This is a genomic window from Paraburkholderia xenovorans LB400 (assembly GCF_000013645.1).
Taxonomy (GTDB): Bacteria; Pseudomonadota; Gammaproteobacteria; order Burkholderiales; family Burkholderiaceae; genus Paraburkholderia; species Paraburkholderia xenovorans.
The window spans coordinates 1272016-1286845 of sequence record NC_007952.1 but is presented as its reverse complement, the minus strand read 5'-3'; the positions used below and the strand labels follow the sequence as shown (position 1 = coordinate 1286845).

Genomic DNA, 14830 nt, shown 5'->3' with positions numbered 1-14830 from the left:
CAAACCGCCCGGAAAGCCTTTCCCAGTATGGCTCTGTAAAAAAACCGTTCCGCTACCCATACTCCTACCCATACTAAAAAAGACCCGTTTTTCCGCTGTTTGGGATGCCCCGATTCCCGATTTCAGCGCGCCGAAAGACGATTCGAATCCCCACTTAGGACATCGCCCACGGATCTATGACTGCAATCTCGCATCCGGTGAAATCCTTCACGTTGCGCGTGGCCAGCGCCGCCCCTCTTGAGCGCGTACAGGCAGCGATCATGGCGTCGAACTGGCTGATCGGTCTGCCCTCGCTTTTGCGCGCCCCCGCAATCCTTGCGTATGCGTCGGCCGCATCGCTGTCGAACGCGAGAAGCCGACCCGCAAAATCCTCGATGAAAATCGCATCGACCGCGGTAGACAGAGCACCCTTGCGGGAACCGTCTGGCAGCAAATGCAGCCCATAGAGGATTTCGGCACGGGTTACCGTCGTCGTGAAAAGCGCCGCGCGCGGCTGTGCGCCAAGCCACGCCATCACCCTGACGTCTGGCACAGGCTTCAACGTCTCGGACAGAACGTTCGTGTCAAGAACGATCATGCGCCGAGGTCCACTCGTTCCCGAATCGCGTCGCGTGGCGGCAATTCCAGGTCGACACCACCGAACGGCTCGATCCGGCTCCGGATCGATTCAGCCAGGCTACGCTGACCGCCGATGGATTCGGTCGAGAGCGCCGCGCGGAGAATATCCCGGGCCTCGTCCTCCATTGACCGTCCATGCTGCGCCGCCTGGACGCGCAGACGCGCCTTCAACTGCTCGTCAAGGTTACGGATCGTCATGCTCGCCATTTTTCCTCCATCATTGATGGCATTTTAATCAATGATGGCAAGAATTTCAACTAGCACCGCTGTCTGGGCAGTACGAAAAATGGCGGTCATTGTCATGACCGGATCTGAGGCAACAGCTTCAAATCGATTTTATTTATATGCGTACTTGAGCAAGCCCATCAATCGCATGCTGAACCAGCGGGAGTAAGCGGGCTGCAACCTCATCCAGTTGCGAGGATTCAAGCAGTGCTCGCTCCCGCACAAGTTCCACTGTCAGATCCGGCTGAAATGAGTCATTTGGGTCTTCTGCGCAGAGAATGACCTGTGCGTTTGCCGGCGTCTTTCCTGCGAGGAGCCCCATCACTCGTTCCAGATGCTTCCTGTCCTGCGCGTTCTGGTTCGGCGAGTCGATCACAACCGGGCTCGGAAGATTAGAATCGCTGTTCTTCATGACAGTCCAGAGTGATCCATAATAGGCCACCACAGATCGCGGCCCCGGGCTACCGGAATCTGTAGGTCGTTTGTTGAGTTTCCATGAGTCTAAATTTGTAAAACCCACCACGTCAGCAACAACCAGCAGCTCCTTGAAGGTTTCGCGAAAAACAGCGAGTGGCGCACTGGCATCATGATCTTTCATCACTCCGTCTAACTCGATTTTTAGATCCCGCGCCAATTCAGTTGCACCTGCTGCAGCCTTCTGAACGCTTGCTATCTCGGCGTCCAGCGCACTTTCTGCAGGGTCGGCACCATGGCTTTTTACTACATCCTCGAAGGTGAGGCGCCCCTTCTTCACTGCCAGAATGTTCGAGATCTCCGTGTACTGCTGTCGAAGTGCAGTAGATTCCCTGCGTGACCGGGCCAACCGTTCAACGACTGCCGCAAGATTTTGCTGAAGACGCTCCTTCAGGCGGTAGAGTTCGCGAGCGTCCTCCGCCAGATCGAGGAACGTGTGGAAAGAAGCATCATGCTCCACGTGACAGGTGGGACACCGGAATGTGCCTTGATCAGCCGTCGCCAAGCCAATGCTCTTGAAGTCGGCCTCATGCTCACGAAGGGCCGCCTCGGATAGTCGAATCTGATCGCCAAGTTCGCGCGCGAGCGCCTGGCCCTCGACAATGTCACTCCGCACCTTATCCTGCCTTGCCCCTAGCTCGGTGGCCAGCTTAGCCAGCTCATGTACTTCCTTTTCGAAACCGGCAGTTGAGAGCTTCACACGCGAAGCTTTTACCGACCTCCTCAGTCGCAAGCGAGTCCGCTGTAGCGTGCTGACCTCTATCTCCAGTTCCGCGTACCTACTCTTGGCGGTTCGCTCGCGAGCCTTGAGTTCGAAGTACTTGAAAGGGCGAACCTGAGCGAAATACTCGAGGGTATGCGGAATTGCGCTGGCATCAAACTGCTTGAGGCTTTTGAAGGTATCCCAATTACCAAAAAACGAGCCGTCTTGATTGATGTAGAACGGAAGAAAGAACATTGATGGCGAAGCCGACCGGACGTTATCTTCCCGGTCCATCAGTTGCAACGGGAACCCGATTGCCGAAGCAAATATTTCATTCCATCGGGCGCTACTCGTGGTCGCGCCAACGAGTTGCTGACCACGAAAGAGCGCCCTCAAGTCGGCGCGGCGTACAGTCGTGTATTCGGTTTCACCAACAGAGAAATCGACCGCAACGATCGCTGAATAATCCCACCCGCGGAGATCCCCGGTAGGTTCTGCGTCAAATGCCCGGAAGAGGGATTTGACGATCGTCGACTTCCCTGTCGAGTTGCCGCCCAAGAATAGGTTCTTCCTTGGATGAAACGACTGACTGTAGGCCTTCTGCTCCTTCTCTGAGCAGATGCTTATTCTTCTGAATCGCAAGCTTTGCATTGGTGTTCTTTCTTATAGCTCTCAGAATCAAACGAACGTTTGATTTGTCCATGCTTGTACCATTGCGTAAACCGCTAATGCACGAATCCGCGCGACACTCTCGCCCGGGAGGAATTCTTGTAGCGAGGCCTCGATCGCCTCAAATTCCCTTACCGTTGACCAGGACTGCGATTCGCTTGTATCGCTGATGGCCTTCAGCGCCGGCCAGTCCACTTCAGAGAGGGCGAGTTCCCGCCGGAAAGCTTCAGGCGCGCAAGTTCAGTTAGCGCCACCTCGATTCTCATGCGGGCGCGTGTAGGCCACGAAAGTGCCAGTGAAAGCTCCATCACAACATCCTCACGCAACTTCTGCTGGTCAGGTAGTAGTTGAAGGTCAGCGAGCGCGTCGCCAAACTGCGCTTTGCTGTACCCGCGCTTGCTGATAAGCTCATCCCAAGATTTGCATTTCGACGTGTTACGCGATGCTGTTGCGAGCTTCGCGAACAACGCATCGACGAACGAGTCGGCCTGCGCGGCATGAGCTGCGCTCAGCTTCTTGAGCATCCCGTGCGCTGCCCCAATGACGTGAACTCGCATGTCATTGACCTCGATAGGAGCGTATCTCAAGCCGATTCTTTGCAAAGGAATGTCGGTCTTAGCAACACCGTGGCGCGCTGCCGTACTATCGCGAAGGTGTGTCTGCCGTTCCGGAGTCAGCTCCGAAAGCGCCACATAATCCATCGACAGGGCCGTTCCACCTGCCGCGAGTTCAACTCTGAATCGTGTGTTAGAAACAAACTCGGCATCTGCTGCCAGCGTCTTAAAGCCAAGGACCGATTTCAATAGTTTAGCCAATGGAGAATCAGCTTTAACCTGCTTGCCTTTGGCCGTTAAACCAGCAAGAGAATTCAGATCCCAGACGTTGCCTTCCTTCTTCTTGAGCTGATAAAGAGTGATCGTCGCTGGTGATTGAGGTTTGTCAAGACGCGCGATGTCCTGAACATACTCAAGGATGAAAAGGAAATCGGTCTCGCCGGCTTCGGTCAAGGCGAGCATTTCATTGATGAGCCAGAATCGGGCAAAGTCATTGCCTTTGTTTCCGTGGCCACCACCGAATTCATGGAGATCATCGTCCGCCTCAACCTCGCATAGCTCAATAATGGCAGTGGTTGTCGACATCGCATCCCCTTTCTGGTTCTTCACGCAGCCCCCTACCATTCGCTGCTGAAACGTTGCTGTTCGATGGCGATGTGAACTCAATGACTCGTACTAGCCGACTGCACTATCACGCCTCAGCCCGAGTGACACATCCAATCAAGAATCTGTGTCGGCCCCGCCTCACACTGTAGTCGTGAGCCATATACCGACTTTACCCGTCAGAATCCCGTCCCACTGTCCGTTCCAAGCGATCCGGGCGCCGCTGCTCAGCGTGCTGGTTGAGTCGCGGTCCGGTCACAACAAAGTCGGCGGCAACCCGAATATCGGCACGTAGCTCGCCCACTCCCGGAATCCGATCAGTGATACCCGGTGAAGCGTGGCGCACGTCCCATCATTCTATTTGGTTAGGTAAGCATAGCCCCCTTACAACACAAAATACACGGTCGACCGCCACTACGGCCCCGGAAGGATCTCGCCGGCCCAAACAGGCGCCGACCTGGGTCGACTTATGGCATCACTGCAGATGCTGTTCCCGCAGCTTCCCCGAGGCCGTACGTCCGCCGACGTACGGCCATCGTGAATCTGGCACGCGTTGAACAACCTGAGCGCGCCTTCGCCGGACGCGAGATCTGCCCTTCGCGGACAACCTGGCGGTCAACGCCGCGGCGCCCGTTTTACCGTCGCAGCGATAGTCGTCGTAGTACGACACGACATGTTCAAGCAACGAGACAACCCTAGTCATCTGCTGAGGCTTGTCAGAAAAAACGAAAGCCAGCAGATAGAAGCAGCCCGCAAGAACGACCGGCATCCATAGCCACGGGTTGGCAGTTGTGGTGAGCTTCTGGGCCCCAGCAGCGACAGCCAGCCATGCCGGAAACAGTCCGATCTTTTCAAGATCGCCGCTGGTCAGCGCGATTCGAGCCTCGAAGGCGTCGCGATTAAACCGGTATTGCATCAATGCGAAACTCAGGACAGCGAACGCCCACCGTCGATCGTTATCACCTGCCCGGTCATGAAACCCGGCGCGTCCGACGCAACCCACGCGATTGCCTGCGCGATCTCGTCAGGCGAGCCCTGCCGGCGCAGAGGAATCTGCGGCAGATAGCGGGACCTGCGTCGTCCCATGTCTCGCCGGGACGCAGAAACTGGCACACGATCGGCTTGAGCCTGGCCTATTTCCTGTCGAAGCGGACCGATATATTCATTTTCAACGATTTCCAACGCGTCTCGGGCGCGCACGCCGTTGCAGCCTTATACCTGGATGCGCCGTCGACCACCCGAACACAGGACATGGTCGTCGTCGGCATCCGGCACAAGTTCTGACGAACGCGTGCTTCGCGCTCGCCCGTTCGGCATTCTCCATTTGTACGGCCGGAATTCAGGCGACCGTCGGCTGCAAGCGGAATCGGCGGCCCACGCCTACAGGCGATAACCCATTGCGCGCGACACGTTCAACGCCGCTTCCTGCACCGCCGGCGTGAGTTCCTTCATGCGCTTGGCGCTCAGACGTTCAAGCGGGCCCGAGATGCCAATCGCGGCAATCGGTGCATTGAACGCGTCGAAAATCGGCGCCGCGACGCCACCGACACTCTCGCGCCACTCGCCACGATTGATCGCGAAGCCGTTGCTCGCCGCACGTGCGAGTTCCGCCTTCAGCTCTTTCAGATCGGTGATGGTCGCTTTGGAATGCGCGACGAGTTCGGGTAGATGACGCGCGACATATTCCGGTCCCTTATAGGCAAGCAGGATCTTTCCAGTGGCCACGCAATAAGCCGGCGCATGGCCGCCGAGCGCCGAGTAGGCACGCACGGGTTGCGGGCTGTCGATTTTGTCCACGTAGATCACTTCGCCGCCGTCGAGGATCGACAGGTGGACCGTTTCACGAGTCAACTCGGCAAGCGAATGCATCTGCCCGGCCGCGAACTGGCGTACGTCGACCTGCGCCATCTGCTTCGCACCCAGTTCGAACAGTTTGAAGGTGCTGCGGTAGTTGCCGCTTGATTCGTCACGCGTGGCATAGCCGGCGTGAGCCAGTGTTTGCAACGTGCGATGCGTGTTGCTTTTGGTCAGGCCGACTCGCTCCGCCAGCAACTGGATCGTTACGGGTCGGCCGCTCTGATCGGCAAGCGCTTCGAGCAGCATCAGCCCTTTGAGCAAGGTCTTATCCATAGTCCTAAGAATTGGGATTGAACTGCCATTTTACTCCTGCCGCACCAGGCGTCCAGTCCGACTTTTCCCTTGCATGGCCGACGTTCCCGGAAGTCTTCAGGAGGCGCATCGACATGGCGTCACCCTTTTCCTGAACGGCCCGGCCGGCACCTGGAGAAAACCGGCATTCCCCAATATTCAGGATTTACGTTTCATAATTTGGTTTACATCCACCGGCCTTCGTTTCACAATGGCGCGAAGCGATCGGGCAATGCGCGCCGTCATGCGGCCCGCGCAGCCCGGTGTGAGGGTTCCAAGTTCAACTGTCAGCCGAGGACATGCAATGTATCTGCCTCTTCAAGGAATCAGGGTCATCGAGTTCTGCAACGTCGCCGCGGGACCTTTTTGCGGCATGTTGCTGGGGGACATGGGCGCAGATGTCATCAAGGTCGAACATCCCAATGGCGGCGATACGCTGCGCGCGTGGCCGCCCATCTCCGAGGGCTACAGCGAAAATTTTGCGTCGTTGAATCGCAACAAACGCTCGGTCACGCTGGATCTGAAAGACCCGGGTGATGTCGAGCAGGTCCGCCGGTTGATCGATAGCGCCGACGTGCTGATCGAGAACAACCGTCCCGGTGTCATGTCGCGCCTCGGCCTCGGCTACGAGGAAATTCACCAGCGCGTGCCGCGTCTCATCTACTGCTCGATCTCGGCCTACGGTCAGTCCGGCCCGCGTTCGCAGGAAGGCGGTTTCGATCTGACCGTGCAGGCAATGAGCGGCATCATGAGTATCACGGGCGATCCGGGAGGCCCGCCTGTCAAATGCGGCGTGCCGCTCGCCGATTTTTCGGCGGGTCTGTATGCCGCCTTCTCGATTGCGGCCGCACTACGAGCCGCCGCGGAAACGGGCGTCGGCACGCACGTCGACGTCCCCATGCTGGGCGCGACGCTGGGGATCGCCGCGTTGCAAACCTCGGAGTACTTCGGCACCGGCAACGATCCGGTCAAACTCGGCTCCGCGCATCCGCGCAATGCGCCGTATCAGGCGTTCTCCGCGCGCGATACCTACTTCGGCATGGCCGCGGGCAACAATGCGCTATGGCGCAGCGTTTGCGAAGTCATCGGCATGCCGGAGCTGGAGAAAGACGAGCGCTACACCACAACGACACTCCGCGCGCGTCACCAGACCGAACTGCGCACTACGCTAGAAGGGGTGTTCAGCCAGCATGACGCGGCGCACTGGATCGAGCGGTTCCGTGCCGCCGGCGTGCCGTGCGCACCGATCAACACCTATTCGCAAGTATTGGCCGACGAACAGGTCGAACATATGCAGTGGGTACAGCCTGTCGAACTGCCCAACGGCGTGTCGACTCGCACCTTCGTATCGCCGGTGCGCTTCGGCGGCGAGACGCCAAAGATTCTGCGCCGGCCGCCCGCGCTCGGCGAACACAACGACGAACTGCTCAGCCGCGCCAGCACGGAGGTAAATGCATGAGCGTCCTGTCGATCGACAAGCGCGAATCGCACTGGGCGCTCACGCTCCAGCGCCCGGACAAACTGAACGCGTTGTCCGCCGAACTGGTCGACGCCTTGCTCGACGCGGTCGAGGCCGCCGCGCGCGAAGCAGTGCCAATACTTACCCTGCACGGCGAGGGCCGGTGCTTCAGCACCGGTTTCGACATGACGGACGTCGAACGCCAAAGCGAAGGCGATCTGCTGCTGCGTTTCGTGCGTATTGAAACGCTGCTGCAACGCATCGCGTCGTCGCCCTGTTTCACGATTGCGTTCGCGCACGGCCGCAACTTCGGCGCGGGCGTCGATCTGATCGCAGCATGCAACCTGCGGGTCGCGGCACCCGGTTCGACGTTCCGCATGCCCGGCCTGAAGTTCGGCCTCGTGCTCGGATCGGCGCGCTTCGCGCGTATCGTCGGCAATCATGAAGCGAGGCGGATTCTGGAAACAGCGGCAACCTTCGACGCGGATCGCGCCGTCGCGCTCGGCTTTATCGAACAGATCGCGTCGCCGGAAAATCATGCGACGATCGTGACCGAAGCACTCGCCCGCGTCGGCGAATTGACAGCCGCCAGCCGCGCCTTGCTCTATCGCGCGCTAGACGCCGAAACACCCGATTCCGATCTTGCGGCACTGGTTCGCTCGGCCGCCGCGCCGGGCATTCACCAACGCATTGACGCCTATCGCAACGCAGGCAAGGTCGGCAGGACGCCGGCCGCGAAATAGGCGACAACCCGAGACCGACCCGCAAGAGACGGAGGACGACATGGGTTCCGGATTTCCCGACAAACACAAACAGGTGTCACTGGCCGAGATGGTGGCACGCATACCCGACGGCGCGTCGATCGGGCTTGGCGGTAGTTTCCTGCATCGTGGACCGTTCGCATTCGTGCGCGAACTGATTCGCCAGAAAAAGCGCGACCTCGAAATCATCAAGCAGTCGCCCGGTTACGACATCGACATTCTGAGCCGCGCCGGCGTGGCCACTCGCACGCGTTGCGGGATCGTCGCCATGGAAGGCAATTTCGGCCTCGCGCCCTACTACCGGCGCGCTGTGGAACGCGGCGAGCTCAAGCTGGAAGAGCATGCGTGCGCGAGCCTGACCGCCGGTTTGCGCGCCGCGGCGTTCGGCGTGCCCTTCATGCCGTGCGGCGGTCTGCACGGCAGCGAACTCACCCGCATCAACCACTGGCAATGTCTGGACGACCCGTACGGCAGCGGCCAGCAGACCTGGGTCATCCCCGCCATTTCGCCGGACTACGCGGTGATTCACGCGTCGAGCGTCGACCGGTCGGGAAATGTGAGAATCGCCGGCACCTATCACTGGGACCGCATCATGAGCCGCGCGGCGAAAAGCGTCCTGGTGGTCGCCGAGACGATCTCCGACGAAGATTTCTCCGCGCAACCCGAACTGACCGTGGTGCCCTACTTCATGGTCGAGCGGTTCGCTATCGTGCCGAACGGCGCGTGGCCGGGCTCCTGCTGGCCGCTGTATGAAATCGACTATCCGGCCGTTCAGGCGTATCTGCCCGACGGCGACGAGGCACTTGCCGCGCATCTGGCCGCCGCACCCGAAACGGAGCTTGCTCATGGCTGAAGTCACGGCTGGCGAATGGACCGGCTTTTCGTACATCGTCACGAATCTCGCGCGCTTCATCCGGCCCAACGAGATCACCTTCAGCGGCGTGAATTCCACGCTGCCGATGCTCGCCTGCCTGTTCGCCAAACGCGCCTACGACTGGGACTTCGTGTACCTGAACGTGGCGGGCGGCGTGGATCCGTCGCCGTCGAAGATCCCGATTTCGAGTTCAGATCCGGTACTGGCCGAAGGCTCGGCTTCGATCTTTGCCAATGAGGATTTCTATGACCTGTGCACGCGCGGCCGGATGGATCTGACCTTCCTCGGCGCGGCGCAGATCGACGGCGCCGGCTGCGCGAACAACTCGTGCATCGGTGCATGGGCGCACCCGAAAGTGCGTCTGCCGGGCGGCGGTGGCGGCGCGGTGATGCTGCCTACCGCACGGCGCGCCTGCACGTGGCGCACGGAACATTCACGCCGCACGCTGGTCGAGAAACTCGACTTCGTGACATCGTGGGGCGGCATGCATGGCGTAGTCACGCCGATCGCCGTGTTCGTCAAACGCGATAACCGTCTTGCGCTGCAATCGTGGCACCCCGCGGTGAGCATCGACGAAGTGTGCGAACGCACCGGCTTCACGTTCGATACGCGCGGCGCCGAGCCGACACCACCGCCGAGCGCACGCGAACGCGATGCGCTGCGCGCGCTCGATGCCGACGGCCAGTTCGAACGCGACGCCGCGATCAGGCTGAGGTAAATCCCCGATGATGCCCACGATCCTCGACGCTCCCCGGCGGCCCACGACGCTTGCCGACGCTTTCGACACTTTCTGGCGGACGCCCGGTACACAGCGGCTCACCGCACTGCGCGACGAAGCTCGGGCGCTGAGCTATACGGACCTGGAAACCCGCACGCGCACCCTCGCCGGCCGTTTGCTGACGCATGGCGCGAAACCGGGCGAGGCGCTTGCGATCAGCATGAACCGTTCGCTCGATGCGGTGCTGTTACTGCTCGCCGCGATTCGCGCGGGTCTGAGCCCGTGCGTGCTGGAGCCCAGACTTGCCGACGGCGAAGCTCGCGCGCGCGTCGCCGCCACGGCTGCCGCGTGGCTCGTGTACGACGACGACAACGCCGCGCTGGCCGGATCGTTCGATCTGCCCGGTTGCACGCCGCTCGCCTTCGACGCCCTGTGCATGGCAACCCCAGCCGACGCGCTCACGCTGCCGGAGATTGCACCTGACACGCCCGCGCTGCTGCTGTTTACTTCGGGCAGTACCGGCCGGCCCAAGGTCGTACAACTCACGCAAGCCGCATTGCTCAATAACGCCCTCGGCGTGATCGACATGAGCGCGCTGAACAGCGAGGACCGCCTGCTGCATGTCATGCCGATCTATCACACCAACGGTGTGAACAACCAGTTGTTCGCGCCGTTACTGGCCGGAAGCACCGTCCTGTTCTGTTCGCGTTTTCGCGCGGCGGACATGCCCGCTCTGCTCAATTCGTATCGGCCAACCATCATCACCGGCGTGCCGACCATGTATTCGCGCATGCTCTCGCAATCGTTCGATACCGAAGCGCTCGCCGGCTTACGCATGGCACGCTGCGGATCGGCGCCGATCACCGAGACACTGCACCGCGAAGTGGAAGCGAAGCTCGGTTGCCCGCTGGTCGTCTCGTACGGACTCTCGGAAGCGACCTGCACCAGCACGCTCAATCCGCCGCAGGCACGCCGCATCGGTTCAGTCGGTAAGGTGCTGGCGGGACAGACCGTCGAGCTGCGCGCGCCCGACGGCAGCATGAGCGCGACGCCGGGCGTCGAGGGCGAAATCTGTATCGGCGGCGCGAATCTGATGAGCGGCTATCTGGGCGCGCCGGATGCCACCGCCCGCGCGGTCACCGACAACTGGCTGCGCACGGGCGACCTCGGCCGGTTCGACGACGACGGCTACCTGAACATCACGGGCCGCATCAAGGACGTGATCATTCGCGGCGGCGAGAATCTGTCGCCGCTGCTGATCGAAAGCGCGATTGTCGGCGTCACGGCGGTGTCGGCGTGCTGCGTGGTCGGCATGGCCGAACGCGATCTCGGCGAGGTGCCGGTGGCGTTCGTGGTGGCGGATGAAGCGGCGAGCGGGTTGAGCGTCGAGCTCATCCAGAACGCCGTGCGCGAGCGACTCTCGCGCATCTATGTGCCACACGAAGTCTTTTTCGTCGATGCGCTGCCGGAAACGGCGGTGGGCAAGGTGGACCGCAAGATACTGGCTGCCCGCCTTGCGGCCGGCGACTATGGGCCGCGAGACGCGCAACGCTAATCTTCACGCGCGCACAAACCGGTTCGCGCGCGCGTGGTTCGCCGTACTCAGCCGTTATAGAAGCGCCGGCCCGCATCGCGCAGCCACAGGCGAACCAGATGGCGTTTGCGCTCGGCCTCCGGATAGTCGACGAAACCCGTGCGACGGTGTCCACAGCGCTGATTGTCGACGATCTGGATCTGCCCCGGCTCGAAGAAGAACTCGCGGCACCACTGGCGTTCGCGCATCACTGCCTCGAGTGTTTCGAGCGCCTCCAGTCCTTCGGCGTCGAGCGTCGAACCGGCCATACGGTAGCCGTTTACCACATGCACGTGCGACAAACGGCAACGCAGGTGACCGTCCTCGTGATGAAACAGAGGATGGCTAATGAGCTTCGGATCGGCCGGAGCATGCTCGCGCTGACGGTCGAAAATGTACGGCTGATAGAGGCGCGCCAGCAGTTCCGGATGCCGCTCGATCATCTGGTTATAAACCGTGTAAAAGCTGACCACGCTGCTGATGCCGCCCTCCAGCGCCGGCTGCAGGCACAGCAGCGCCACGTATTCCGGCGGATAGAGGTTGTAGCTGTTGTCGGTGTGAAAATTCTGCTCGGCATTGGTCACGTCAGGCCGCACGCCATTGCCGGGCGGCTTGCCCTGATCGCGTACGTCGTAGACCATCTTGCCGTCCCAGCTTTGGGCAACGGGGCGCGCCACCATCTGCGAGAGCAGCCAGTATATGTTTTTCGCGTCGTCCTTGCTGTAATCGTCGAGCGGCAATTTGTCGATGATGACGAATCCCGGCCCGTCGCTCAGCATCTGCTTCGCCTCGGCCATCATCGCGCGGCACTGCTCGAGTTCGAAGTCCTGCTCGTTCAGTAGCACGATCGGCAACGGGTTGGCCCGCAGCGTTTCGACGAGCGTATCGAGTTCGCGCCGGCAGGCGCTGCCCAGACGGATCATGCCGTCATCCGGCGTGAGACTGGCCGACGTCCACGTGATCGGGCCGCTGAACGGCTCCATGCGTGCCTGCGACGCGTGCTGCCAGGTGGTGTCATCCAGAACCGCGAGCTCATCCGACATGTCTTCCTCCTTGTAGTGACGTTATGTTCATCGTTAAGCTTAAGGAACACCGGCGCGGCCTGAAAGCGAGTTATTTCGATGCGTTTTCATCGAAACAACCGATCGACTTGCTGCTGCGTTGCAACACCCGCGCACCGAACAGGGAACCGTGAGATGGAGATTCGCCAGTTACAGACCTTCCTGCGCATCGTCGAAACCGGCAGCTTCGCCGCCGCGGCCGAGGCACTTCACGCAACCCAGTCCACCGTGTCGGCGCGTATACGCGAACTGGAACGCTCGCTCGGCGTGGCGCTGTTCGATCGTAGCCAGCACCGTGCACAACTGACCGCCAAAGGCAGCGAACTGGTCACGCTGGCCCGGCAGATGGTGTTGCTCGGCGCGCAGATCCGCGAACGCATTGGCGCGAGCGACGCACTCGTCGGCACGCTGCGCCTGGGTGTCGTCGGCCTGGTCGCCGCGACCTGGTTGCCGGCGTTGATAAGTGCGATGCGCGCCCGCTATCCGCGTGTATCGATTGCGATCGAAGTCGCACTGACCAACACGCTGATCGAACGGGTGCGCAACGGCGAAATGGAAGTGGCAATCGTGACCGGACCGTTGCACGAGCCGGCCTTCGAGCACGTCCACCTGGGCCATGACGCGTTCGCGTGGATGGCCGCTCCCTCTCTGGTCACGCCGCTGCCGCGCGAACCGTTGCAAGCCGCCGATCTGTTGCGCTGGCCGATCCTCGGGTTATCGGCAGCTTCGCATCACTATCCTGTGATCGAACGCTGGTTTCGTGACGCACACGTCGCGTACCGGCCCGTGATCTCGTGCAGCACCGTGCGTGTGCTCGCCGACCTGACGATCGCGGGCCTCGGCACGAGCCTGTTACCTGTGAACGCCTACGCGGCCGATGTCGCGGCCGGCCGGCTGCAGGTGATCGCAACGGAGCCGAATCCGGAGGGCGTGGAGTTCGTCGCGCTGCATCGGCCGCCTCCGGCGGACCCGCTGGCGAGCGCGTTGACCGGCCTGGCGAGCGAACTCGCCGAGACCGGCGTGCTGCGCGGCGCGTCGCCGGCCGGTTGACTGGCGCAAATGGTTCGCCTCGCTGGCACCGGCTGACCGCAGCACGCCGACGAAGCATCGAAGACGCCAGGATTTTACGGAATCAGTCAATTCCCAAGCATTTCACCCAGCGTGGCGCGTTCAATTCAACATGACACTCAAGCGCTTCCTTTCGCTTGAAAGAAGCCAATATCCCTTGCAACGCACCCGGGAAAACCCCGGGTTTCGGTTCAAGCCGCTTGACCCTGTTCGCGGGTGGTGCGAGCATCCGGTAGACTCATTATTTAGTCTTTACGTCCTATAATTTAGGTTTATAGAAACTCTGTTTTTTATTTCCCCTTCCTCCCGATCAGGAGAACGTCGGATGTTCAAGGCTATCCTGCTGGACCGGCAAGACAGTGGCACCGTTGCAAGCGTGACGGATCTCGAAGACAGCCAGTTGCCAGAAGGTGACGTGACGGTACGCGTCGACTACTCGACGCTCAACTACAAAGACGGCCTCGCCATCACCGGTAAAGGGCCGGTGGTGCGCAAATTTCCGATGGTGCCAGGCATCGATTTCGCCGGCATAGTCGAGGCGAGCAGCGACTCGCGGTATCAACCCGGCGACGCCGTGGTGCTCAATGGCTGGGGCGTCGGCGAAACGCACTGGGGCGGCCTCGCGCAGAAAGCACGCGTGAAGGCCGACTGGTTGCTGCCGTTGCCTGACGGCATGAGCGCACGTCATGCCATGTCGATCGGCACGGCAGGATATACCGCCATGCTGTGTGTGCTTGCGATCGCCGCCCACGGCGTGACGCCCGGGCAAGGCGACATTCTGGTAACGGGTGCGAACGGCGGCGTGGGCGGCGTGGCCATCGCGCTGCTGGCGAAACGCGGTTATCGCGTGGTGGCCTCAACCGGCCGGCTCGCCGAAACGGATCATCTGAAAGCCTTGGGTGCCGCCGACGTGATCGATCGCAACGAGCTTTCGTCGCCCGGCAAGCCGCTTGCGAAAGAGCGCTGGGCCGCCACGGTGGACAGCGTCGGCAGTCATACGCTCGCCAATGCCTGCGCGGCCACGCGCTATGGCGGCATCGTCACCGCATGCGGTCTCGCGCAAGGCATGGACTTTCCCGGCAATGTGGCACCGTTCATTTTGCGCGGTATCACGCTGCGCGGCATCGACAGCGTAATGGCGCCGTTCACGGTGCGTCAGCAGGCATGGCAGGCACTGGCCAAAGAACTACCTGAGTCGGCGCTCGAGGCACTGGTACGCGAAGTGTCGCTGGGCGAGGCCCCGGCGCTCGCATCCGATCTGCTGGCAGGCAAGGTGCGCGGTCGTGTGATCGTCGCCGTCAACGCGTGATTCATGAGCGAGG

The 14830-nt window shown here is 61.1% G+C and carries 16 protein-coding genes; 8 read left to right on the top strand and 8 right to left on the bottom strand.

Annotation, left to right across the window (positions count from 1 at the left end):
* Window positions 1-154 precede the first annotated feature (154 nt).
* The 6 genes from BXE_RS27695 to BXE_RS44585 form a co-directional block, all read right to left on the bottom strand.
* Window positions 155-577 (bottom strand): type II toxin-antitoxin system VapC family toxin, encoded by a 423-nt coding sequence (locus BXE_RS27695; protein ID WP_011491438.1) that lies wholly within the window; start codon window positions 575-577, stop codon window positions 155-157.
* On the bottom strand, window positions 574-825 hold the full coding sequence (locus BXE_RS27690) for a FitA-like ribbon-helix-helix domain-containing protein (protein ID WP_011491437.1): 252 nt from the start codon (window positions 823-825) through the stop codon (window positions 574-576). Before BXE_RS27690 ends, BXE_RS27695 begins: the two co-directional genes overlap by 4 nt.
* Before the next feature lie 133 nt (window positions 826-958).
* On the bottom strand, window positions 959-2671 hold the full coding sequence (locus tag BXE_RS27685; protein ID WP_011491436.1) for a hypothetical protein: 1713 nt from the start codon (window positions 2669-2671) through the stop codon (window positions 959-961).
* Window positions 2672-2865: 194 nt separating this feature from the next.
* A complete protein-coding gene (locus BXE_RS27680) occupies window positions 2866-3852 on the bottom strand; it encodes a DUF4297 domain-containing protein (protein WP_158340993.1) in 987 nt (328 codons plus the stop codon).
* Between the two features lie 469 nt (window positions 3853-4321).
* Window positions 4322-4762, bottom strand: coding sequence for a hypothetical protein (locus BXE_RS27675; RefSeq protein ID WP_040124828.1), 441 nt, complete (start codon window positions 4760-4762; stop codon window positions 4322-4324).
* Window positions 4763-4773: 11 nt separating this feature from the next.
* A complete protein-coding gene (locus BXE_RS44585) occupies window positions 4774-4932 on the bottom strand; it encodes an SDR family oxidoreductase (RefSeq protein WP_081435581.1) in 159 nt (52 codons plus the stop codon).
* Between the two features lie 36 nt (window positions 4933-4968).
* Between BXE_RS44585 and BXE_RS46675 the strand changes: the two genes are divergently transcribed.
* A complete protein-coding gene (locus BXE_RS46675; RefSeq protein ID WP_158340994.1) occupies window positions 4969-5130 on the top strand; it encodes a hypothetical protein in 162 nt (53 codons plus the stop codon).
* Between the two features lie 96 nt (window positions 5131-5226).
* On the opposite strand, the gene BXE_RS27670 is transcribed toward BXE_RS46675, so the two are convergent.
* Entirely contained in the window at window positions 5227-5976 is a 750-nt protein-coding gene (locus tag BXE_RS27670) for an IclR family transcriptional regulator (protein WP_011491434.1), read from the bottom strand.
* Between the two features lie 322 nt (window positions 5977-6298).
* Between BXE_RS27670 and BXE_RS27665 the strand changes: the two genes are divergently transcribed.
* The 5 genes from BXE_RS27665 to BXE_RS27645 are packed head-to-tail and all read left to right on the top strand — an operon-like array spanning window position 6299 to window position 11361.
* Window positions 6299-7453, top strand: a complete 1155-nt coding sequence (locus tag BXE_RS27665; protein ID WP_011491433.1) for a CaiB/BaiF CoA transferase family protein — start codon at window positions 6299-6301, stop codon at window positions 7451-7453.
* On the top strand, window positions 7450-8196 hold the full coding sequence (locus BXE_RS27660; RefSeq protein WP_011491432.1) for an enoyl-CoA hydratase/isomerase family protein: 747 nt from the start codon (window positions 7450-7452) through the stop codon (window positions 8194-8196). Before BXE_RS27665 ends, BXE_RS27660 begins: the two co-directional genes overlap by 4 nt.
* Window positions 8197-8236: 40 nt before the next feature.
* Window positions 8237-9067, top strand: a complete 831-nt coding sequence (locus BXE_RS27655; protein ID WP_011491431.1) for a CoA transferase subunit A — start codon at window positions 8237-8239, stop codon at window positions 9065-9067.
* The gene (locus BXE_RS27650) at window positions 9060-9806 is read left to right on the top strand and encodes a CoA-transferase subunit beta (RefSeq protein ID WP_011491430.1); all 747 of its coding nucleotides are present in this window, start codon (window positions 9060-9062) and stop codon (window positions 9804-9806) included. Before BXE_RS27655 ends, BXE_RS27650 begins: the two co-directional genes overlap by 8 nt.
* 7 nt (window positions 9807-9813) lie before the next feature.
* Entirely contained in the window at window positions 9814-11361 is a 1548-nt protein-coding gene (locus tag BXE_RS27645; protein ID WP_011491429.1) for a class I adenylate-forming enzyme family protein, read from the top strand.
* A gap of 47 nt (window positions 11362-11408) precedes the next feature.
* On the opposite strand, the gene BXE_RS27640 is transcribed toward BXE_RS27645, so the two are convergent.
* Complete coding sequence (locus tag BXE_RS27640; protein WP_011491428.1) at window positions 11409-12422, bottom strand: TauD/TfdA family dioxygenase; 1014 nt, start codon at window positions 12420-12422, stop codon at window positions 11409-11411.
* Between the two features lie 153 nt (window positions 12423-12575).
* Between BXE_RS27640 and BXE_RS27635 the strand changes: the two genes are divergently transcribed.
* Together BXE_RS27635 and BXE_RS27630 are read left to right on the top strand one after the other, a co-directional pair.
* Entirely contained in the window at window positions 12576-13490 is a 915-nt protein-coding gene (locus tag BXE_RS27635) for a LysR family transcriptional regulator (protein ID WP_011491427.1), read from the top strand.
* A 343-nt stretch (window positions 13491-13833) separates the two neighbouring features.
* On the top strand, window positions 13834-14817 hold the full coding sequence (locus BXE_RS27630; protein ID WP_011491426.1) for an MDR family oxidoreductase: 984 nt from the start codon (window positions 13834-13836) through the stop codon (window positions 14815-14817).
* Window positions 14818-14830 lie beyond the last annotated feature (13 nt).

Excerpts from the sequence above, each read along its gene's own strand:
- BXE_RS27645 (WP_011491429.1), top strand. The coding sequence starts at position 9,814 with ATGATGCCCACGATCCTCGACGCTCCCCGGCGGCCCACGACGCTTGCC.
- BXE_RS27675 (WP_040124828.1), bottom strand. The coding sequence starts at position 4,762 with ATGCAATACCGGTTTAATCGCGACGCCTTCGAGGCTCGAATCGCGCTG.
- BXE_RS27670 (WP_011491434.1), bottom strand. The coding sequence starts at position 5,976 with ATGGATAAGACCTTGCTCAAAGGGCTGATGCTGCTCGAAGCGCTTGCC.
- BXE_RS27690 (WP_011491437.1), bottom strand. The coding sequence starts at position 825 with ATGGCGAGCATGACGATCCGTAACCTTGACGAGCAGTTGAAGGCGCGT.
- BXE_RS44585 (WP_081435581.1), bottom strand. The coding sequence starts at position 4,932 with ATGGGACGACGCAGGTCCCGCTATCTGCCGCAGATTCCTCTGCGCCGG.
- BXE_RS27655 (WP_011491431.1), top strand. The coding sequence starts at position 8,237 with ATGGGTTCCGGATTTCCCGACAAACACAAACAGGTGTCACTGGCCGAG.
- BXE_RS27695 (WP_011491438.1), bottom strand. The coding sequence starts at position 577 with ATGATCGTTCTTGACACGAACGTTCTGTCCGAGACGTTGAAGCCTGTG.
- BXE_RS27635 (WP_011491427.1), top strand. The coding sequence starts at position 12,576 with ATGGAGATTCGCCAGTTACAGACCTTCCTGCGCATCGTCGAAACCGGC.
- BXE_RS27650 (WP_011491430.1), top strand. The coding sequence starts at position 9,060 with ATGGCTGAAGTCACGGCTGGCGAATGGACCGGCTTTTCGTACATCGTC.
- BXE_RS27660 (WP_011491432.1), top strand. The coding sequence starts at position 7,450 with ATGAGCGTCCTGTCGATCGACAAGCGCGAATCGCACTGGGCGCTCACG.
- BXE_RS27640 (WP_011491428.1), bottom strand. The coding sequence starts at position 12,422 with ATGTCGGATGAGCTCGCGGTTCTGGATGACACCACCTGGCAGCACGCG.
- BXE_RS27630 (WP_011491426.1), top strand. The coding sequence starts at position 13,834 with ATGTTCAAGGCTATCCTGCTGGACCGGCAAGACAGTGGCACCGTTGCA.
- BXE_RS27685 (WP_011491436.1), bottom strand. The coding sequence starts at position 2,671 with ATGCAAAGCTTGCGATTCAGAAGAATAAGCATCTGCTCAGAGAAGGAG.
- BXE_RS27665 (WP_011491433.1), top strand. The coding sequence starts at position 6,299 with ATGTATCTGCCTCTTCAAGGAATCAGGGTCATCGAGTTCTGCAACGTC.